17 protein-coding genes are annotated in these 22,839 nt (G+C 38.6%); all 17 read left to right on the top strand.

Annotated features, from left to right (window positions below; genetic code table 11):
* Positions 1–376: 376 nt before the first annotated feature.
* The gene (locus ABH966_RS01085; RefSeq protein ID WP_370075202.1) at positions 377–1,171 is read left to right on the top strand and encodes an undecaprenyl pyrophosphate synthase; all 795 of its coding nucleotides are present in this window, start codon (positions 377–379) and stop codon (positions 1,169–1,171) included.
* Entirely contained in the window at positions 1,168–1,965 is a 798-nt protein-coding gene (locus tag ABH966_RS01080; RefSeq protein WP_370075201.1) for a phosphatidate cytidylyltransferase, read from the top strand. The genes ABH966_RS01085 and ABH966_RS01080 overlap by 4 nt, the downstream gene beginning before the upstream one ends.
* Positions 1,966–2,131: 166 nt before the next feature.
* Complete coding sequence (dxr, locus tag ABH966_RS01075) at positions 2,132–3,277, top strand: 1-deoxy-D-xylulose-5-phosphate reductoisomerase (RefSeq protein ID WP_370075200.1); 1,146 nt, start codon at positions 2,132–2,134, stop codon at positions 3,275–3,277.
* A gap of 46 nt (positions 3,278–3,323) precedes the next feature.
* The gene (rseP, locus tag ABH966_RS01070) at positions 3,324–4,586 is read left to right on the top strand and encodes an RIP metalloprotease RseP (protein ID WP_370075199.1); all 1,263 of its coding nucleotides are present in this window, start codon (positions 3,324–3,326) and stop codon (positions 4,584–4,586) included.
* Between the two features lie 551 nt (positions 4,587–5,137).
* Complete coding sequence (locus tag ABH966_RS01065) at positions 5,138–6,844, top strand: proline--tRNA ligase (protein WP_370075198.1); 1,707 nt, start codon at positions 5,138–5,140, stop codon at positions 6,842–6,844.
* Positions 6,845–7,070: 226 nt separating this feature from the next.
* Positions 7,071–11,402, top strand: coding sequence for a PolC-type DNA polymerase III (locus ABH966_RS01060; RefSeq protein WP_370075197.1), 4,332 nt, complete (start codon positions 7,071–7,073; stop codon positions 11,400–11,402).
* 496 nt (positions 11,403–11,898) lie between these two features.
* Positions 11,899–12,369, top strand: coding sequence for a ribosome maturation factor RimP (gene rimP, locus ABH966_RS01055; protein ID WP_142507439.1), 471 nt, complete (start codon positions 11,899–11,901; stop codon positions 12,367–12,369).
* 31 nt (positions 12,370–12,400) lie between these two features.
* On the top strand, positions 12,401–13,540 hold the full coding sequence (gene nusA, locus ABH966_RS01050; protein WP_337991268.1) for a transcription termination factor NusA: 1,140 nt from the start codon (positions 12,401–12,403) through the stop codon (positions 13,538–13,540).
* A gap of 167 nt (positions 13,541–13,707) precedes the next feature.
* A complete protein-coding gene (gene rnpM, locus ABH966_RS01045) occupies positions 13,708–13,986 on the top strand; it encodes an RNase P modulator RnpM (protein WP_053594244.1) in 279 nt (92 codons plus the stop codon).
* Entirely contained in the window at positions 13,983–14,294 is a 312-nt protein-coding gene (locus tag ABH966_RS01040) for a YlxQ family RNA-binding protein (protein ID WP_370075196.1), read from the top strand. The genes rnpM and ABH966_RS01040 overlap by 4 nt, the downstream gene beginning before the upstream one ends.
* A 14-nt stretch (positions 14,295–14,308) precedes the next feature.
* Positions 14,309–16,564 (top strand): translation initiation factor IF-2, encoded by a 2,256-nt coding sequence (gene infB / locus ABH966_RS01035; RefSeq protein WP_370075195.1) that lies wholly within the window; start codon positions 14,309–14,311, stop codon positions 16,562–16,564.
* Positions 16,564–16,842 (top strand): DUF503 domain-containing protein, encoded by a 279-nt coding sequence (locus tag ABH966_RS01030; protein WP_370075194.1) that lies wholly within the window; start codon positions 16,564–16,566, stop codon positions 16,840–16,842. Before infB ends, ABH966_RS01030 begins: the two co-directional genes overlap by 1 nt.
* 104 nt (positions 16,843–16,946) lie before the next feature.
* Positions 16,947–17,288, top strand: a complete 342-nt coding sequence (rbfA, locus tag ABH966_RS01025; RefSeq protein ID WP_100543905.1) for a 30S ribosome-binding factor RbfA — start codon at positions 16,947–16,949, stop codon at positions 17,286–17,288.
* A 241-nt stretch (positions 17,289–17,529) separates the two neighbouring features.
* On the top strand, positions 17,530–18,441 hold the full coding sequence (gene truB, locus ABH966_RS01020) for a tRNA pseudouridine(55) synthase TruB (RefSeq protein WP_370075193.1): 912 nt from the start codon (positions 17,530–17,532) through the stop codon (positions 18,439–18,441).
* Between the two features lie 13 nt (positions 18,442–18,454).
* The gene (ribF, locus tag ABH966_RS01015) at positions 18,455–19,411 is read left to right on the top strand and encodes a riboflavin biosynthesis protein RibF (protein WP_370075192.1); all 957 of its coding nucleotides are present in this window, start codon (positions 18,455–18,457) and stop codon (positions 19,409–19,411) included.
* Between the two features lie 463 nt (positions 19,412–19,874).
* Positions 19,875–20,144 carry a 30S ribosomal protein S15 gene (gene rpsO / locus ABH966_RS01010; protein ID WP_370075191.1) on the top strand — a complete coding sequence of 90 codons (270 nt, stop codon included), beginning with the start codon at positions 19,875–19,877 and terminating at the stop codon, positions 20,142–20,144.
* Between the two features lie 277 nt (positions 20,145–20,421).
* Positions 20,422–22,536: a polyribonucleotide nucleotidyltransferase gene (gene pnp / locus ABH966_RS01005; protein WP_370075190.1), complete on the top strand. Its 2,115-nt coding sequence runs from the start codon at positions 20,422–20,424 to the stop codon at positions 22,534–22,536.
* Positions 22,537–22,839 lie beyond the last annotated feature (303 nt).

Raw genomic sequence — 22,839 nt, 5'->3', positions numbered from 1 at the left:
TATTTTTGCTTTCATTTAAGATTAAGAAGAACTATTCTTAACGTGAACCGAAATACATTATTGAACAATGAACAAAATAAGGGAAACAATAACCCTTTTTAACCTTCAGTTGAGTGGGGGAAAAGTCTTAAAAGCCCCTCTAATAAAGAGTTCATCACCAAAAGTTGAAATATGTCATGATCAGTTGATGTTCTTTCGCCTACACTCAGTTGTAACGAAAGTTAACTCAACATATGGTGATATCTTAAAATGTGTGTAGTTCTAAAATAAGGTAGTTCATACATAGTCAATTTAGAGGGAAAAAAAAGACAAAACGCGCTTTTGTTTGTTATGATAGGTTAGTATACGTCCGATTAGTTGTAGTGGGGGAGTTAGCATGTTTAAAAAGCTATTAGGTAAACAAATAAATATAGATTCACTATCATTGGAGGAACGTGTTGCCCTTGCTAAAAACGAGCCGATTCCTGCCCATGTAGCGATTATTATGGACGGAAATGGACGTTGGGCAAAGAAACGTGCCATGCCACGTGTTGCAGGGCACCATGAAGGTATGAAGACGGTACGAAAGGTAACTAGATTTGCGTCAGATCTAGGTATTAAAGTTTTAACGGTGTACGCGTTCTCTACAGAAAATTGGAAGCGGCCAAAACCAGAGGTCGATTTCCTAATGCGTTTACCTGTCGAATTTTTAGGTTCATTTTTACCTGAAATGATGGAACGTAATGTACGTGTTGAGATGATAGGAGATCCATCTTTATTACCTGCGCATACGCAAAAAGCGTTGTATGAAGCGATGGAGGAGACGAAGCATAATACAGGATTAATTCTAAATTTTGCTCTGAATTATGGAAGTCGTTCGGAAATGGTTAACGCCATGAAAACAATGCTTCAGAAGGTGCAGGATGGTGAATTAACGATGCAAGACATAACAGAAGAATGCTTGACATCGCATTTAATGACGGCTCATTTACCAGAGCCAGATTTATTAATTCGTACAAGCGGTGAAGTGCGATTAAGCAACTTTATGTTATGGCAGCTCGCCTATACAGAATTTTGGTTTACAGATACATTGTGGCCAGATTTTAGCGAGGAAAACTTACTGAAAGCGGTGGAAAACTACCAGAAACGTAATCGCCGTTACGGTGGGTTGAAGGGAGAAGAAACAACTTGAAACAACGAATTATTACAGCAATAATTGCAGCAGCACTATTTATTCCATTTGTTATTTATGGAAAAGTGCCATTTACAATACTTGTGCTTGCAATGGCTGTTGTCGGCTTTTATGAAATACTAAAAATGAAAGGTATTTCACTTTTTTCAATACCAGGTTTTTTAGGGTTACTAACATTAATACTACTTGTTATACCAACAGACTGGTCAAGTAAGGTAGTAGATGCAATTGGCTATTCCTCCAATTTAATGGTTGTGTATGGTCTAATGATGCTATTACTCATATATGTAGTCCTTGTAAAAAATAAAATTACATTCGATGAAGTTGCATTTATATTATTAGGTGCGTTTTATGTCGGGTTAGGCTTCCATTACTTAATCGAAACACGAAGCTATGGTCTAGAGTTTGTCGTATATTGTTTACTTGTAGTTTGGACAACTGACTCAGGTGCATATTTTGTAGGAAGAAAATTAGGGAAAAATAAGCTATGGCCTGAAATTTCACCAAAGAAAACCGTGGAAGGTTTTATTGGTGGAATTGTCATTGCAGTAATCTTTGCTGTTGGGATGCAAGCAATTTATCCGTTTGCGGATGGTTATGTCTCACTTATTTTCATCACAATCTGTGCGTCAATTATTGGTCAAATGGGCGATTTAGTGGAATCGGCTATCAAGCGCCATTTTGACGTAAAGGATTCAGGAAATATTTTACCTGGGCATGGCGGTATTTTAGATCGCTTTGATAGTCTATTGTTCGTAGTCCCTTTACTACATTTTTTCCATTGTTTTTGGTAACTAGGAACAATAGTGGCTCATCGGTCGCTATAGGATAACGTCTAGTCGGAACCGAGATCAACTCTACGTTATGGTGATGTGCCATAATAATAGCATTTTCCTCTAAACAGAGTGATAATAATCGTGCTATATCATTTGCTGAGATAGAAAAAGGGGACAATTTGTCGTGAAAAAAATTAGTTTACTTGGTGCAACTGGTTCAATCGGTTGGCAAACCTATGATATTTTAAAAGAACAACGCGATGCCTTCCATTTAGTGGCATTTTCTTCAGGGAAAAATATCGAAAAAACTCGTGAAATGATTGAAACTTTAAAGCCTGAACTTGTATCTGTTCAATTAGAAGAAGATGCAATGATGCTCGCTAAAGAATATCCACAAGTACACTTTACGTTTGGTGCAAAAGGGCTTGTAGAGGTCGCTACACATCCTGATTCGACAGTGCTAGTAAACGCGGTTCTTGGAAGTGTTGGACTAGAATCGACATTAGCTGCAATTCGCATGGGCAAAACAATTGCCATTGCCAATAAAGAAACACTTGTAACCGCTGGACATTTAGTGATGGCAGAGGCCAAGAAATATAATGCATCAATTTTGCCGGTTGATAGTGAGCATTCTGCGATTTTCCAATCGATGAATGGAGAGAATCCGAAAAATATTGAGCGATTAATTATTACGGCTTCTGGTGGTAGCTTCCGTGACAAAACACGCGAGGAGTTGAAGCATGTAACGGTTGCAGATGCACTAAATCACCCGAACTGGTCAATGGGTGCGAAAATTACGATAGATTCAGCTACAATGATGAATAAAGGGCTAGAAGTCATTGAAGCACATGTGTTATTTGATATGCCTTATGATAAAATTGATGTACTTTTGCATAGAGAAAGTATTATTCACTCCCTAGTTGAGTATCATGATACTAGTGTTATTGCACAGCTAGGTACGCCGGACATGCGTGTACCAATCCAATATGCATTAAGCTACCCAGATCGTATGCCGCTACATAACGGACAACGACTTAATTTAGCGCAAGTTGGTCAGCTCCATTTTAAAGAAATGGATTTTGAACGTTATCCAGCATTGAGACTAGCATATGAGGCTGGGCGCACAGGCGGTACAATTTTAACAGCGATGAATGCAGCGAATGAAGCGGCAGTTGCGGCATTTTTACAAGGGAAAATAACATTCCTTGAAATTGACGAAACGATTGAGCGTGTAATGCAAGCACATAACAACATATTAGTGCCAGATTTGCAAACAATTTTGCATGTAGATGGTGAAACAAGAAAAACAGTGTTAGACATGGTAAAATAAAGAGAGAAGATATCGTTAACTATTCGCTTTTTAAAGGTGGGGTATTATGCAAACAGCTATTGCATTTATTTTAATATTTGGCCTACTTGTATTCTTCCATGAATTTGGTCATTTCTTATTCGCGAAACGAGCAGGAATTATGGTTCGGGAATTTGCAATCGGTATGGGACCAAAAATTTATGGAAAAACGCATGGTGAAACAATCTATACGATACGTTTATTGCCAATTGGCGGTTACGTGCGTATGGCTGGTGATGACATGGATGGCGCCGAATTACAGCCGGGCTATCGAGTAGGGCTTATTGTAGATGAAGATAATGTTGTAAAGAAAATTATCTTTAATCAAAATAATAAGCAATTACCAGATTTGTTATTTTTAGAAGTTGAGCGTGCCGATTTAGAAAAGGATTTGTTTGTAGAAGGCTATGATGAAGAGGAAAAATTAGTTCGTTATAATGTTGCAAGAGATTGTATTCTCGTAGAAAACGGTAAAGAAACGTTAATTGCACCATATGATCGCCAATTTAACGCTAAAACAGTCGGTCAACGAGCTATGACAATCTTTGCAGGCCCGTTATTTAACTTTATATTAGCTTTTATTATTTATATGATGATTGGCTTAATTCATGGTGTACCTACGTATGAGCCAATCATCACAGAAGTAGTAGAAAATGATCCAGCTGCACAAGCAGGAATGCTTGCAGGTGATAAAGTAGTTGGCATAGACGGACAAGTAGTTAAAAAATGGCAGGATTTAGCTGCTATTGTACAAGATCACCCTGGTGAAGATATTACTGTAACAGTTGATCGAAATGGTCAGCAAGTTAACCTAAATATGAAGGTAAAAGAAATAGAACAAAATGGCGATAAGTATGGCCAAATAGGGGTTAAGTATGAGAGCCCACGTGAATTTAATCCATTAAAGGCTGTTGTTTATGGCGCACAAGAAACTTATAATATGACTGCTAAAATATTTGAATTGCTTGGTATGTTAATTACCGGTAAATTCACGATAGATGCTCTATCAGGTCCAGTAGGAATTTATAAAGCGACAGAGCAGGTAGCTCAATATGGATTCATCAATTTAATGAATTGGGCTGCGATGTTAAGTATTAACCTTGGAATTATGAATTTACTACCGCTTCCAGCACTTGACGGTGGTCGTCTATTGTTCTTTGGTTTCGAAGCAGTAAGAGGCAAACCAATTGATCGTCAAAAAGAGGGTCTTGTGCATTTTGTCGGTATCGTACTATTGATGATCTTAATGGTCGTAGTTACATGGAACGATATACAACGATTTTTCTTTTAACTTATTTCAGCAGATGCCAAACATCCGCTGAAATAGAGGAACTCAGTCTAAGAACGCCACGTCCTGTGGCAACGACTGAGTGACCAACATCGGTGCTGTTGCTGTCACTTCGTTGCACTACGTTTTCGCACAGAATGAAACCCTTTTGCTGACGCTACGTTAGCACTACGCTTTCGCGCAAAAAACATCTGTTGGCCTAAAGCCTCCGGCGGATGTCACGGAATCGGAAAGGCGTTCATAAAGGATGTTAGCCTAAAATCATCGCATCCATGCGATAACGGCTAACTGACCTGCATCACGCAGGCCTAAGCACAAAGCCGATTCCGGACGCAATTATGCCAAGGCATAATTGATCTAAATAAATGAAGAGTTAAGTTAAGTTTTTCAAGTAAAACATATTTAAAGGAAGCCATGGCAATTACGCTAAGGTGAAAATTGATTGAAAAAACATAGCTTTGAACGCAATTTTTTTGAAACATTGCGTTCAAAGCTAAATTTGTTTATGCTAATTAGAGTATAAAAACTTATCTATTAAAAAGGTGGAACACTGAATGAAGCAAAGTAAAACACTTATCCCAACGCTACGTGAAGTACCTGCTGATGCAGAGGTAAAATCACATAAGCAATTACTACGTGCAGGGTTTATTCGTCAAAATACAAGTGGGGTATACTCGTATTTACCGCTTGCAAAACGTGTGTTAACAAAAATAGAAAACATTGTTCGTGAAGAGATGGAAGCAATCAATTCAATTGAGCTTTTAATGCCTTCATTACAATCTGCGGAACTTTGGCAGGAATCAGGTCGCTGGGAAAAATACGGTCCAGAATTAATACGTTTAAAGGACCGTCATGATCGTGATTTCGCATTAGGGCCAACTCATGAAGAAGTAATCACAACTTTAGTACGTGATGAAATTAAATCATATAAAAAATTACCGCTAACACTTTATCAAATTCAAACTAAATTCCGTGATGAAAAACGTCCTCGCTTTGGTTTACTACGAGGCAGAGAGTTTATTATGAAAGATGCATACTCTTTCCATGCATCACGTGAAAGTTTAGATGAAACATATGATGATATGTATCGTGCTTATTCAAATATATTCTCTCGTCTAGGTTTAAACTATCGTGCAGTTATTGCAGATGCAGGCTCAATTGGTGGGAAAGGTACACATGAATTTATGGTGCTTTCTGAAATTGGGGAAGATACAATTGCATACTCTGATACGTCTAATTATGCTGCAAACATCGAAATGGCAGAAGTTCTTGTAGACTATCAACCATCAGATGAAGCATTAAAAGAGCTTGAAAAAGTGGCAACACCAGACCAAAAAACAATCGAAGAAGTATCAGCTTTCTTAAATGTTGAGCCTTCGAATGTCATTAAATCATTAGTGTTTGATGTTGACGGTGAATTAGTTGTTGTACTTGCTCGTGGAGATCACGAAATTAATGATATTAAGCTGAAAAATGCGCTTGAAGCTGGTTCTGTTGAACTTGCTAGTGAAGCGGCAATCCGTGATTTATTAGGCTGTGGAGTTGGTTCAATCGGTCCTGTTAAATTACCAGTAGACGTAAAAGTAGTAGCTGACAATGCTATTAAATCTATTCGTAACGGTGTAGCCGGTGCAAATGAAGATGGTTTCCATTTAGTTAATGTTAATCCAGAGCGTGATTTTGCAGTGAATGAATATTTAGATATTCGTTTTATTCAAGAGGGTGATCCATCTCCAGATGGCCAAGGAATTATCAAGTTTGCAGAAGGTATCGAGGTTGGTCATATATTCAAATTAGGAACAACTTACTCTGCAAAAATGAATGGTACATTCTTAGACGAACAAGGTAAATCACAACCATTTATTATGGGATGCTATGGTATTGGTGTGTCACGTATTTTAGCTGCTGTTGCAGAGCATTTCCAAGATGAAAATGGTTTTGTTTGGCCAACACAATTAGCTCCTTATGATATCCATGTTGTCCCTGTTAATACAAAGGATGAAACACAGGTTGCCTTAGCTGATGAGCTATATGGCTTATTGAAATCATACCGTTATGATGTGCTATTAGATGATCGTGCTGAGCGCGCTGGAGTTAAATTCGCAGATGCTGACTTAATTGGCTTACCTGTCCGTGTAACAGTAGGTAAAAAAGCAACTGAAGGTATTGTTGAGGTTAAATTCCGTCAAACAGGTGAAACGTTCGAATGGAAAAAAGAAGAGGTCATTGATCGCTTAAATGAATTTTTCCGCAAAAATTAAATGCTTGTCCCAAAAAGGATGAAAATGGCATTAAATAGATAAAAGATTCGCGCCACTTCTCGGGGACAGCGAGCCAAGCATGAATTCATAGATGTTTAGGATTTGTGAGGCTTGACGGTCGCCCGCGGAAAGGGAGCGAATTTTTTCTTTGATTCGTTAACGTTGGTGAGGAAATAAAACAAGGGGCTTTTAAGACTGCCTCTTTCTGAAAGTAGGTGTCAATAGATTGGAACAGCAACAAGAAGCAAGAACGAAGTTTCAAATGCTCTTGCAACAACTAGAGTTAACAGAAGATGTGTATATGTCCTTTTTTGAAGAAGGTGAATTATCACGACTAACTGTACACAAAAAGAACAGGCTATGGAATTTTACCATTAAATTACGAGATATACTTCCTTTTCAACTATACCAACTATTTCGTACTCGTTTGACTGAAAAATTTTCAGCGATCGCTCAAATCCACACAACTTTCGATACGGTAGAGAAAAATGTTACGGAAGAACTTGTCCAACAATATTGGCTAACAGTAGTAGAACAAATAGATGAGATGGCGCCACCTTTAAAAAATTGTCTAGCATCGCAAATGCCTATGTGGAATGGGCAAAAAATCACTTTATCTTGCATGCAAGAAATGGAATTTATGATGCTGAAAACGAAGTATGCAGAAAAGCTTTCCGAAAGCTATAGTTACTTTGGCTTTCCACACATTGTGATAGATTTTGTGCTTCAAGAACAAACGGAAGAAATGATTGCGGCACAGGAAGCTTTCATGGAACAGAGGCGTTTAGAGGAAGCAGCTTTAGCTCAGCAAGCGATACAAGATTACCAAAAACGTGAGCAGGAGAAGAAAGAAAATCCAGCTATTGCGAACCTTGGTGACCGTCCATTCCAACTTGGTATGTTAATTAAAGATGATGAAACAATGGAAATTAAACGCATTGTTGAGGAAGAACGCCGTGTTATCATAGAAGGTTTTGTTTTTGATACGGAAATTAGGGAGCTGAAAAGTGGTCGCTCTTTATTACAAATTAAAATTACCGACTATACGGATTCTATAGTAGTAAAAATGTTCTCACGTGATAATGATGATGCGGAACTTATGAAGTATTTGAAAAAAGGCATGTGGGTAAAAGTCCGAGGCTCTGTACAAACTGACACATTCATTCGTGATTTAATTGTTATGGCAAATGATATCAATGAAATTAAAAAAGCAACACGACAGGATAAGGCGCCAGAGGGAGAAAAACGAGTTGAATTACATTTGCATACACCAATGAGTCAAATGGATGCTGTGACACCAGTTGGTAGACTCGTTGAGCAGGCTGCAAAGTGGGGTCATCCAGCTGTGGCTATTACTGACCATGCTGTTGTGCAATCCTTTCCAGAGGCCTATGCAGCAGGGAAAAAGCATGGCATAAAAGTTATTTATGGCATGGAGGCTAATTTAATAGATGATGGTGTACCGATTGCGTATGCACCTGAAAACCGATTATTAGCTGATACTACCTATGTCGTGTTTGACGTAGAGACGACAGGTCTATCTACTGCTTACGATACTATTATTGAGCTTGCTGCAGTTAAAATTCAAGATGGAAATGTGATAGACAAATACGAAAGCTTTGCCAATCCACATCATTCACTTTCAGCAACGACCATCGAACTGACAGGTATTACAGATGATATGGTACGTAACGCGCCAGAAGTAGAGCAAGTCATTAAGGAGTTCCATGAATTTATCGGAGATGGCATAGTAGTAGCCCACAATGCATCGTTTGATATGGGCTTTTTATACACAGGCTATAAAAAATTTGGGCTAGAGGGAACGATTCATCCAGTTATTGATACGTTGGAGCTTGCGAGAATGCTTTATCCAACGATGAAAAACCATCGTTTAAATACACTTTGTAAAAAATTCAATATTGAATTAACCCAGCATCACAGGGCTATTTATGATACAGAGGCAACGGGTTATTTACTTTTACAGCTGTTAAAAGATGCAGATGAATTAGATATTAAATACCACGACGACTTTAATAAGCATGTTGGTGGTGGAGATGCTTATAAAAAGGGACGACCAATGCACTGCACAATATTAGCGGTAGATAATGCTGGACTAAAAAATTTATTTAAACTAGTCACCCACTCCCATACAAAAACTTTCTATCGTGTACCTCGCGTAACAAGAGCGGTTCTAGAGCAATATAGAGAAGGTTTATTAGTCGGATCAGGTTGTAGTAATGGCGAATTATTTGAGACGATGATGAATAAATCCCCAGAGGAAGCAGAACAAGTTGCGAGATTTTATGATTATATTGAAGTTCAACCAAAGGCGGTGTATGCACCGTTAATTGAGCGCAATGTCGTACGTGATGAATGGACACTTGAAGATATTATTCGCAAGCTTGTAAAGCTAGGGAAGAAAATCGATAAGCCAGTTGTAGCTACCGGTAATGTCCATTACTTAGACCCGACAGATGGGATGTTCAGACAAATACTAATTGGCTCTCAAGGTGGTGCCAACATCTTAAATAGATCAAAGCTACCTGAAGTTCATTTTAGAACGACTGATGAAATGCTTGAAGAATTTGATTTTTTAGGGCCGGATCTTGCGAAGGAAGTAGTTGTCACCAACTCTCAAAAAGTAGCAGATATGATTGGTGATGTTAAGCCGATTAAAGATGATTTATATACACCAAAAATTGAAGGCTCAGATGATGAGGTTACAAATTTAACCTATGAAATGGCACATCTTATATACGGAGAAGAACTACCAGAAATCGTGAAGGCCCGAATTGAAAAGGAATTAAAGTCAATTTTAGGCCATGGTTTCGGCGTAATTTATTTAATTTCTGCGAAGCTTGTGAAAAAATCATTAGCGGATGGCTATCTAGTAGGTTCTCGTGGATCAGTTGGATCTTCATTAGTAGCGACCTTTATGGAGATTACTGAAGTAAATCCTCTGCCACCTCATTATGTTTGTCCAAATTGTAAGCATTCCGAGTTTTTTAATGATGGTTCAGTAAGCTCAGGCTTTGACTTACCAAATAAAGATTGTACGGAATGTGGGACACCCTATAAAAAAGATGGGCAAGATATCCCATTCGAAACGTTCCTTGGCTTTAAGGGAGATAAGGTACCTGATATTGATTTGAATTTCTCGGGGGAATATCAACCACAAGCCCATAACTATACGAAGGTATTATTCGGTGAAGATTATGTATATCGTGCTGGAACAATCGGTACAGTTGCGGAAAAAACGGCGTATGGCTATGTAAAGGGCTATGCTAGTGATAACAACTTGCATTTCCGCGGTGCCGAGGTAGATCGCTTAGTACAAGGTTGTACAGGCGTAAAACGTACATCAGGGCAACACCCTGGTGGAATTATCGTAGTACCAGATTATATGGATATCTTTGACTTCTCACCAGTGCAATTCCCTGCGGATGCTCAGGATGCAGAATGGCGTACGACGCACTTTGATTTCCATTCTATTCACGATAATATTTTAAAGCTTGATATTCTAGGGCACGATGATCCGACTGTGATTCGTATGTTGCAGGATTTATCAGGGATAGATCCAAAAACGATTCCAACAGATGATCCAGTCGTTATGAAAATCTTTAGTTCTCCAGAATCTTTAGACGTAACAGAAAAACAAATTGGCTGTAAGACGGGAACACTCGGTATTCCTGAGTTCGGTACTCGTTTTGTACGCCAAATGCTTGAAGATACGAAGCCATCAACATTCTCAGAGCTTGTGCAAATTTCAGGACTTTCACACGGAACAGATGTATGGCTTGGTAATGCGCAAGAGTTAATTCAAAACGGTACATGTGTGCTGAAAGAAGTAATTGGCTGTCGTGACGATATTATGGTGTATTTAATTTACCAAGGGTTAGAACCTTCACTGGCATTTAAAATTATGGAGTCCGTGCGTAAAGGGAAAGGTTTATCTGAAGAGTTTGAGGCAGAAATGCTGGCGAATAAAGTACCAGGTTGGTATATCGATTCATGTAAAAAGATAAAATACATGTTCCCGAAAGCCCATGCGGCAGCTTACGTGTTAATGGCTGTTCGTATTGCATGGTTTAAAGTACATTTCCCGATTCTTTATTATGCAGCGTATTTCACAGTACGTGCAGATGATTTTGATTTAATTGCCATGGTACAGGGCTCGCAAATGATTCGTGCAAAAATTGATGAAATCAATATAAAGGGCTTAGATGCTTCAACAAAAGAAAAAAACCTATTAACTGTGATGGAACTAGCACTTGAAATGTGTGAGCGTGGGATGAGCTTCCAGAAGGTCGATTTATATCGTTCGCAGGCTAGTGAATTTATCATTGATGGGAACTCTTTAATTCCACCATTCGATGCGATTCCTGGACTTGGTACAAACGTTGCGAAACAAATTGTGGCAGCACGTGAGGACGGCGAATTTTTATCGAAGGAAGATTTACAGCAACGAGGTCGAGTATCCAAGACATTGATTGAATACATGGATCAATTGGGTTGTTTAGAAGGAATGCCTGATGCGAATCAATTATCACTTTTCTAAAATAAGAAGGTTAGTCTAAAGGGATCATCATCAATAACGAATAACTTATAAGCCTTATGTTCAAATTAAGGCTTATAAAGCTGAGGGTGAAATTTGTTTAAATGTATATCATGTAAATAAGCTGATTGAAGTGAAGGCTGGACGCCCCTAGGAAAGCGCCCAGCCGGAACGGAAATCAACCCACTCGTTATGGTGAAGAGCCTAATTTAAGCACAATTTTCAATTTCCAGACGCAATTAAGTCGAGGCATAATTGATTAGATGAGATGTCTAGAAAAAGGAAATTTGCATTGTGCTGTAAACTATGCTATCCTAATGGTAATAATTTGTTGATATTTTTCCAGCAAAAGAGTGGGACCTTCCCGCTCTTTTCTGTTGTTATACCGTAGCAAAACAAATTTTTGACTAACAGCAGGTAAGACCGTTAAATTTCACCAAAGCTACTGGTGGAATTTCTGTTTTATTACGCCAGAATTTGATAGATGCAGGAGGAAATAATGAGCAAAGTACCATCTTTAATTGAAGAGCTCGCCAAACCGATTGTTGAAGAGTTAAATCTTGAGCTTGTAGATGTCGAGTTCGTAAAAGAAGGACGTAACTGGTTTTTACGTGTTTATGTGGATACACCTGAAGGTGGAATTGACATTGAACAATGTGCTCAAGTTAGTGAACGACTAAGTTTGCTATTGGATGAAAATGATCCAATTACACAAAACTATTATTTAGAAGTTTCTTCACCTGGAGCAGAACGTCCATTAAAAAAAGATACTGATTTTGAAAATGCGATTGGCAAATTTATTTATGTTAAAACCTATGAGCCCATCAAGGACATGAAGGAATTCCAAGGCTACTTAACGTCATACGATGAACATACATTAGTGATGGAAGTACGCATTAAAACGCGTAAAATTACTGTAACAATTGAACAAGAAAAAATCGCATTGGCACGACTAGCCATCGATTTCTAAGCATAATGCATATTTAGGAGTGAAAACAAAAATGAGTAGTGATTTGTTAGATGCGCTAAATGCGCTAGAAGAACAAAAAGGAATTTCAAGAGATGTGTTAATTGAAGCAATAGAAGCGGCATTAGTTACAGCTTACAAACGCAACTTCAATCAAGCACAAAATGTTCGTGTTGACTTAAATTTAGATAAGGGCTCTATTCGTGTCTTCTCACGCAAAGATGTTGTCGAAGAAGTAGAAGATGACCGTTTACAAATCTCTGAAGAAGATGCCAAGGCAATCAACCCTGCATACCAGTTAGAAGATGTGGTTGAGCAGGAAGTAACACCTCGAAACTTTGGTCGTATTGCTGCACAGACAGCGAAACAAGTTGTTACACAACGTGTTCGCGAAGCAGAACGCGGCTTAATTTACGAGCAATATGTGGACCGTGAAGATGATATCGTGACGGGTGTAGTTGAGCGTCTAGATGCTCGTAATATTTACGTAGGTCTTGGAAAAGTAGAGGCTGCATTACCACAAAACGAACAAATTCAAGGTGAAACATACCATCCACACGATCGCATCAAGGTTTATATTACAAAGGTTGAACGTACAACGCGCGGACCACAAGTTATTGTTTCACGCACACATCCTGGTTTATTACGTCGCTTATTTGAAATGGAAGTACCTGAAATTTATGAAGGTATTGTAGAAATTAAATCAATTGCTCGTGAAGCAGGAGATCGTTCTAAAATTTCTGTTTATGCACATAACGAAGAGGTAGATCCAGTAGGTTCATGTGTAGGAGCAAAAGGCGCGCGTGTGCAAACAATTGTCAATGAATTAAACGGCGAAAAAATCGATATCGTTGAATGGTCAGAAGACCCAGTTGTATTTGTAGCAAATGCTCTTAGTCCATCTAAAGTTTTAGACGTTCAAGTCAATGAAGAAGAAAAATCTACTACTGTTGTTGTTCCAGACTATCAACTATCACTAGCAATTGGTAAACGTGGTCAAAATGCTCGTTTAGCTGCTAAGCTAACTGGCTGGAAAATTGATATTAAGAGTGAAACAGATGCTCGTGAGTTAGGTATTTATCCATCTGCAACAAGCACTTTCGTACCTGCTGAGGATGAAGAAAGTGATTTTGATGATGTGACAGTTGACTTATATCAAGACGACGAAGAATAAGTAAGAAAGCCCGTGTGACTAGTTAGCTGCCATTATTCAGTGGGCGTTGGGCTGCGTCGACTGAATAATGGCAGAGCCTACATTGAAAAATATAAATATATATAACGAATGTAGTGCATGGCTAGTCCACCTCTTACGACAAGCTTCAGAGAGGAAAGGTGATTCTTATGGCTATTAATAAAAAAGTACCTCTTCGAAAATGTGTAGCTACCGGAGAAATGCTACCAAAGAAAGAAATGATTCGTGTCGTTCGTTCGAAAGAGGGCGAGGTAAGTGTTGATATCTCCGGAAAAAAACCCGGACGTGGTGCCTATGTATCTAAATCGGAAAAAGCGATTGAAATCGCCCGTAAGAAAAATGTTTTAGGGCACCAACTTGATGTAAAAATCCCTGAAGAAATCTACGATGAGCTTATTTTGTTAATTCGTAGGGAGTCTATTATATGATTAATAATCAAGCGGTGTATAATTTGCTTGGAATAGCGGCAAGAGCCCGTAAAGTGATTTCAGGGGAAGAGTTAGTAGTAAAGGAAGTCCGCAATGGTAATGCTAAGCTAGTACTGCTTGCAAACGATGCTTCTAAAAACTCTGGCAAAAAAATTCAAGATAAATGCACGTATTACAACGTTGAGTATCATGTAATTGGTGATCGTTATGATCTAGGACATGCTACAGGTAAGGAGGCCCGAGTGGCTTTAGCTATTACCGATAAAGGTTTTGCAAGCAAATTGTCTAGTCTACTCAACGAAAAATAATCGGGGGTGAGCAGATGACCAAAATCAGAGTTCATGAATATGCGAAACAAGTGAATAAAACGAGTAAAGAGGTTATTGAAGCACTAAATAAATTAAATGTTAGCGTAACAAACCATATGTCAATGTTAGAAAAAGACATAGTGGCAAAGTTAAACCAAACATTTAAAACTATAAGAGACGTAAAGCAACCTACTCAAAATGTATCGCAAAAATCACAGCAATCGGTGAAAAAGCAAGATGGGCAAAAGCAGCAATCTGCTACTTCCAAGCCTAAAGCAAATAATCAGCAACAAACGTATCAAAACTCAAATTCGTCTAACGAAAAATCTAAGAATACAAAAGGTAGTCAAAATCGAAATATGACAAATAATAATAATAATAACAATAATAATAATAATCGTAGAGGCGGCGGAGGTTACAACCAACGTCCAAAACCAGGAATTCATGGCGGAAAACGTCGCCATCCAAAAACACATCAACCAAGTCTACCAGTGAAACAAAAGGAATTACCAGAAAAAATTACTTTTGTTGAATCACTTTCCGTAGCGGAATTAGCAAAAAAATTACACCGTGAGCCATCAGAAGTTATTAAAAAATTATTTATGCTTGGTGTAATGGCAACAATTAACCAAGAATTAGATAAGGATGCAATTGAATTAATTTGCGCAGACTATGGTGTAGAAGTTGAAGAAGAAATTCGTGTAGATATTACGGATTTAGAAACACACTTCGAACAAACAGAAGAAGTTAACGAGGCAGAATTATCAGAACGTCCCCCGGTAGTAACAATTATGGGTCACGTTGACCATGGTAAAACTACATTGTTAGACTCTATTCGCAATACTAAAGTTACAGCTGTCGAAGCTGGTGGTATTACTCAGCATATCGGTGCTTATCAAGTAACTGAAGGCGACAAAAAAATTACGTTCCTAGATACACCAGGACACGCTGCGTTTACAACTATGCGTGCGCGTGGTGCGAAAGTAACGGATTTAACGATTTTAGTAGTAGCTGCGGATGATGGTGTTATGCCACAAACAGTAGAAGCGATTAACCACGCAAAAGCAGCAGAAGTACCAATTATTGTTGCAGTCAATAAAATGGATAAACCTTCAGCTAATCCAGACCGTGTGATGCAAGAGTTAACAGAGCATGGCCTAGTTCCCGAAGCTTGGGGTGGCGAAACTATTTTCGTACCAATCTCTGCATTAAAAGGTGAAGGCATTGACACATTACTTGAAATGATTTTACTTATCGCTGAAGTTGGAGAATTGAAAGCAAACCCTGATCGCTTAGCACTTGGTACAGTAATTGAAGCACAGCTAGATAAAGGTCGAGGCTCTGTTGCAACACTTTTAGTACAAGATGGAACATTAAAAATTGGAGACCCAATTGTTGTCGGCCATACTTATGGGCGAGTACGTGCTATGGTGAATGATAAAGGCCGTCGTGTGAAAGAAGCTGGACCATCAACACCAGTAGAAATCACAGGCTTAAATGATGTACCACAAGCTGGTGACCGTTTCGTTGTCTTTGAAGACGAAAAAACAGCACGCCAAGTTGGAGAAACTCGTGCAATGTCAGCAATTCAAGCACAACGCTCAGAAAAACAACGCGTAACACTTGATAACTTATTCGAACAAATGAGTCAAGGCGAAATGAAAGAGCTAAACTTAATTGTTAAAGCTGACGTTCAAGGTACTGTAGAAGCTATGGCTGCATCATTAATGAAAATTGATGTTGAAGGCGTAAACGTGAAAATTATTCACACTGGCGCTGGTGCGATTACAGAATCAGATATTTCTCTTGCTGCGGCTTCAAATGCAATTGTTATTGGCTTCAACGTTCGTCCAGATGTCAATGCAAAACGTGCAGCAGAAGAAGAGGGCGTAGATATTCGTCTACACCGCATTATTTATAAAGTAATCGAGGAAATTGAACAAGCAATGAAAGGTATGCTTGATCCAGAATTCGTAGAAAAAATTATTGGTCAAGCAGAAGTTCGACAAACAATTAAAGTATCAAAAGTTGGTACAATTGCTGGTTCATACGTAACAGAAGGTAAAGTAACTCGTGATTCTGGCGTACGTGTAATCCGTGACAATGTAGTAATTTTTGAAGGTGAATTAGATACACTTAAACGTTTCAAAGATGAAGTTAAAGAAGTTGCAAGAGGTTATGAATGTGGTATTACAATCACAAACTTCAACGATATTAAAGAAGGCGACATTATTGAAGCCTATATTATGGAAGAAGTTAAACGTGCATAATGATTGTTTATGCAGAGGTTGAATTCATGATTCAAACTGCCCATTCGTTGAAGGAAAAACGTGCTGTCCTACAGCGTATGCTTACCCGCACTAAGCAAAAATTTAATATATCCATTGCTGAAATTGACCATCAAAATGTATGGCAACGCACTAAATTAGCGCTTGTTGCTGTTTCTTCTTCAAAAGAAGCAGCCGAGCGTGAAATTAATCATGCGCTTCACTACTTACAGTCAAATCCGGCTTGGGAACAGTTAAATGTGTGGCGAGACTATTTATAAGTAACATTAGAAGTTGTGTTGTATGATTTAGTCATACCTTGTATGTAAATATATGTACAAGTGAAGACATAACTTTCTGTACATCGAAATTGAGGTGACAAACTATGTCTCTACGCTCAAACCGTGTCGCTGAGCAAATGAAAAAAGAGCTCGGTGACATTATTGGACGTAAAATAAAAGATCCGCGTGTTGGTTTCGTTACTGTTACTGGTGTTGAGGTGACAGGTGATTTACAACAAGCGACAATTTATATTACAACTCTAGGCAATGAACGTGAAAAAGAGGAAACATTAAAAGCTTTATTAAAGGCTTCTGGTTTCATTCGCTCAGAAATCGGGTCACGAATCCGTTTACGTCGTACACCAGAACTAATCTTTGAATTCGATTCATCGATTGAATATGGTAACCGTATTGATTCATTGCTACGTGGTTTACACGAAGAATAAGTTTAACTAAAAAAGTCTGCCATATGCATGTTCATGCAGGCAGACTTTTTACATTCAACGGAAAGGCAACAGAACATTTGTGACTCTATCATTTTTGTAAAGCTTCATTAAACGTTCTGGCGGCTTTCCATCGATTGCCCAGTCTCCTGCTAGTCATGTTTTCAGCAGAAGTGTCAGGGCATTCATCTATATAAAACTGTAGCGGAAAAACAAAGCTAAAAATGAATTGAGGAGGAAATTTATGAACGGTATTTTACCGCTTTGGAAAGAACGTGGCATGACAAGTCATGATTGCGTCTTTAAATTACGAAAAATTTTACGTACTAAAAAAGTTGGCCATACAGGCACACTTGATCCAGGTGTTGAGGGAGTTCTTCCTATTTGTATTGGTCAAGCAACACGCATCGCAGAATACTTAACTGATGCAGGAAAAACCTATGAAGCTGTTATTTCAATTGGCCGTACAACGACAACTGAGGATGCAGAAGGGGAAACGGTTGAGCAAAATAGTACGAATAAAAAGTTCACACGTACTCAATTGCAAGAGGTTTTAGCATCGCTAACAGGTGTTATTCAACAAACGCCACCGATGTTTTCAGCTGTCAAAGTAAATGGTAAACGTCTCTATGAATATGCTCGAAAAGGCGAAATTGTCGAAAGACCTACACGACAAGTTACTATTTATGCATTAGAACTACTAGATGATGTAGAAATATATGAAGGGGAAGAAATTACATTCCCAGTACGTATAGAGTGTAGTAAAGGGACGTATATTCGAACACTAGCTGTGCAAATCGGAGCGGCACTTGGCTATCCAGCACATATGAAAGAGCTCGTACGTACAGCCTCAGGTACATTTACGCAAGAGAATTGCTTTACGTTGGCACAAGTTGCTGAACTGATGGAAGCTGAACAAATTGATACATGCATTTTACCAGTTGAGTATGCATTAACAGATTATCCATATATGGAGATCACTTCCGCGAACGAAAAAGAAATTTTCAATGGACAAGTGCTTCCCGCAGATGCATTATTAAAGATACATGATAAAATTGTTTTTGGAATCAGTGGGAAAGCAATTGCGGTCTATCATGCCCATCCTACAAAGGAAGGGTTTATGAAGCCACATAAGATGTTTCCAACGATAGAGTAGGAGGATTTTTAGTATGGAGGTCATTCATTTAAAATACCCACACCAACTACAGCAACGAGAAAGCATACAGCCATATTCATTGGCACTTGGTTTTTTTGATGGTGTACATAGAGGGCATCAGGCAGTTATTAAGGCAGCGAAGGAAGAAGGAGACAAGCGTCAAATTCCAACGGCTGTTATGACATTCGATCCACATCCTTCTTTAGTGCTTGGCGGACGTAACGAAAAAGTATTTTATATAACGTTATTACAGCAAAAATTGCAGCTTTTTGAAGAACTGGGTGTTGATACAGCATTTGTTGTGCATTTCACATCTGATTTTGCAAAGCTTTCACCTGATGCATTTATTGATACATTTATTCGTGGGTTGAACATTCAACATGTTACAGCTGGCTTTGATTATTCTTTTGGTGCATTTGGTAAAGGTACAATGGAAGATATGCGTGCATTGAGCAATGGAGATTACGGCGTAACGGTTGTTGAAAAGAAAACGGATGATATCGAAAAAATTAGCTCTACACGTATCCGTAAGCTTTTGCAAGAGGGAGATATGGAAGAAGCAAGATTGCTCCTAGGACGACCATTTGAAGTTACGGGTATCGTTATACATGGTGATAAGCGAGGACGCACAATAGGTTTCCCAACTGCAAATGTCCAAGCGTTAGAGGGGACTTATATTCCAGCAAGCGGTGTATATGCGGTTCGAGTACTTGTACAAAATAACTGGTATGATGGTGTATGTAATGTAGGCTATAAACCAACATTTAAAGATCCAAACGACAAACAATTATCCATCGAAGTCCATATATTAAACTTCGAAAAAAATATTTACGGTGAAGAAGTGCATGTCGCTTGGTATAAACGTATAAGAAGTGAACGAAAATTCGATGGCATTGAAGCTTTGAAAGCCCAAATCGAAAAAGATAAACAGGAAGCAATTGAATATTTTAAGGTTATTAGCAAAAGTTAAAACGTATACCATGAATATAAGTTGATTGGAGTGGAGGCTGGGCGACTCCTTGGGGATTAGCGATTAAGAGGAACGAAGGCTAAAACCATCACGTCCTGTGATAACGCCTTCGTGACCAACATCGTGTTGCTGACGCTACGTTAGCACTACGCTTTCGCGCAAAAAACATCCTGTTGCCCCAAGCGGCTCATCGGACGCCCCCAGGAAGCTTTGCTCTGTGCGTAAGCGTAGCGACAGCAACAACAAAGCGCCCAGTCGGAACGGAAATCAACTTCACGTTATGGTGATGAGCTTAAATCTGCTTTAGCCTATGAATAGGCGCTTACGTTAACACTTGCTTGACCTTTTGATTTATGGTAACATTCATAAGTGCATAATATGCTTAACCTTAGCTCGGTATATCGATGACTCCAACGAATACTGTGCTAATGGGGATAAACAATTATTTAGGAGGTCCATACAAATGGCTATTTCAAAACAACGTAAAAACGAACTAATTGCTGAGTTCCGTACTCACGAAAGTGACACTGGTTCTCCAGAAGTACAAGTTGCAGTATTAACAGAGGAAATTAACGCTCTAAACTCGCACTTACGTACACACAAAAAAGATTTCCACTCTGAGCGTGGTCTTCTTAAAATGGTAGGTCGTCGTCGTCACTTATTAAAATATCTTCGTGAAACTGACGTACAACGTTACCGTGAACTAATCACTCGTTTAGGCTTACGTCGCTAATTGCAATCGAAAAGCGGGATTAATCCCGCTTTTTCTTTATGTTTATAAACATTAAGAAGACAGTAAGCTTTAAAAAAGCATATATGACATGAATTTCAAGCAAAAAAATTTGTTTCAATCAAATATAGAAATAAATCCTAAATAAATTGGCAATAACTGAATTTAAATGTATGATTATTTGATGAAATATTTAGCATAGAACAAGCATTTTTGGTACACTTACTATTAGTACATACAGACGAAGTAAGTGTTTTTATAATAGAGAGGGGTTCATTGAATGAACGAAAAGAAAGTCTATTCCTATGAATGGGCTGGCCGTCCACTAGTAATCGAAGTTGGACAGTTAGCAAAACAAGCAAATGGGGCCGTATTAGTACGCTATGGTGATACATCAGTACTTTCAACAGCAACAATGTCAAAATCACCGAAACCACTTGATTTCTTCCCATTAACAGTAAACTATGAAGAACGTTTATACGCAGCAGGTAAAATTCCTGGTGGCTTTATTAAACGTGAAGGCCGTCCATCTGAAAAAGCAATACTAGCAAGCCGTTTAATCGACCGTCCAATTCGTCCGATGTTCCCAGACGGTTTCCGTAATGAAGTACAAGCGATTTCGATGGTCATGTCTAACGATCCGGATTGCACGTCTGAAATGGCTGCAATGGTTGGTTCATCATTAGCGTTAGCTATTTCGGATATTCCATTTGATGGACCGATTGCAGGTGTACAAGTTGGATATATTGACGGTAAATTTATCGTGAACCCAACAGTAGAACAATCTAATCAGTCAACAGTCCATTTATCTGTAGCAGGTAACAAGGATGCTATCAACATGGTTGAAGCTGGTGCACTAGAAGTACCGGAAGAAGTAATGCTTGAAGCCATTATGTTCGGTCATGAAGAAATCAAAAAAATTATTGCTTTCCAAGAGCAAATCGTTGCAGAAGTAGGGAAAGAAAAATTACCTGTAACATTATTTGAAATTGATGAAGCGATTCAAGCAGATATAAAAGCAATTTGTGAGACTGACATGCATGATGCTATTCAAACTGCTGAAAAACATGCACGTGATGAGGCTATTAAAGCAGTAAAAGATCGTGTTATTGCTTCTTATGAAGAGCAAGAAGCGGATGAAGTAACAATGAAGCAAGTTCATACAATTCTAGATAAAATGGTTAAAGACGAAGTACGTCGTCAAATTACAGAAGATAAAGTTCGTCCAGATGGTCGTAAGTTAGACGAAATCCGTCCACTTTCTTCTGAAACAGGCTTATTGCAACGTACTCATGGTTCAGCATTATTTACGCGTGGACAAACACAGGCCCTTTCTATTTGTACATTAGGTGCACTTGGGGATGTACAAATTATCGACGGTTTAGGTGTAGAAGAATCAAAACGCTTTATGCATCACTATAACTTCCCGCAATTCTCTGTAGGAGAAACTGGCCCAATTCGTGGACCAGGTCGTCGTGAAATCGGTCATGGTGCACTAGGAGAGCGTGCTCTTGATGCGGTTATTCCAGATGAGTCTGTATTCCCATATACAATCCGTTGTGTATCGGAAGTACTTGAGTCAAACGGTTCTACATCTCAAGCTTCTATCTGTGCTTCAACGTTAGCGATGATGGATGCTGGTGTTCCATTAAAAGCACCTGTAGCAGGTATTGCGATGGGTCTTATTAAAAAAGACGAACATTACTCTATTTTAACTGATATTCAAGGTATGGAAGACCACCTTGGAGATATGGACTTTAAAGTTGCTGGTACAGCTAAAGGTGTAACAGCACTTCAAATGGACATTAAAATTGATGGTTTATCACGTAATATTTTAGAAGAAGCATTAACACAAGCTAAAATTGGCCGTATGCACATTTTAGAATCAATGCTTGCTACTCTTGCGGAACCACGTGGAAAATTATCTACATTTGCACCGAAAATTGTAATCGTGAAAATCAATCCTGATAAAATTCGCGATGTCATCGGACCTGGTGGTAAACAAATTAACAAAATTATTGAAGAAACTGGCGTAAAAATTGATACTGAGCAAGATGGTACAATTTACATCTCTTCTGCAGATGAAGAAATGAACGCTCGTGCAAAACAAATTATCGAAGACATCGTACGTGAAGCAAAAGTTGGCGAGTATTACTTATCAACAGTTAAACGTATTGAAAAATTCGGTGCGTTCTGTGAAATATTCCCTGGGAAAGACGGCTTACTTCACATCTCTGAAATTCAAGAGGAACGTACAAAACAAGTTGAAGATGTCTTAAAACTTGGCGATCAATTACTTGTAAAAGTTATTGAAATTGACAAGCAAGGTCGTGTGAATTTATCTCGTAAAGTTGTGATTCAAGAGGAAAAAGAACGCGCTGAGCAAGATAAATAATAAATTGTAGAAAAGGCTGCGTATAATGCGCAGCCTTTTTTAAATCAAGTATAAGGAAAATGGTTCAATAAGGGATATTTTGGGGGAAGCTTCACATTATGGTTCATCACTAAAAGTCGTGAATGACTTTTGGTAAAACGTATACTATGTAATTAAGTTGATTGGAGTGGAGAATGGACGCCCATAGGAAGCTTTGCGCTGTGCGAAAGCGAAGCGGCAGCAATTGTTTTATCTGTGCGAAAGCGAAGCGACAGCAACAACAAAGCGCCCAGTCGGAACGGAAATCAACCACACGTTTTGGTG

The sequence above is a fragment of the Lysinibacillus sp. RC46 genome (assembly GCF_041262385.1).
Taxonomy (GTDB): Bacteria; Bacillota; Bacilli; order Bacillales_A; family Planococcaceae; genus Lysinibacillus.
The sequence above is the reverse complement of the archived record's forward strand: the minus strand, read 5'-3'. Positions and strand labels throughout refer to the sequence as shown.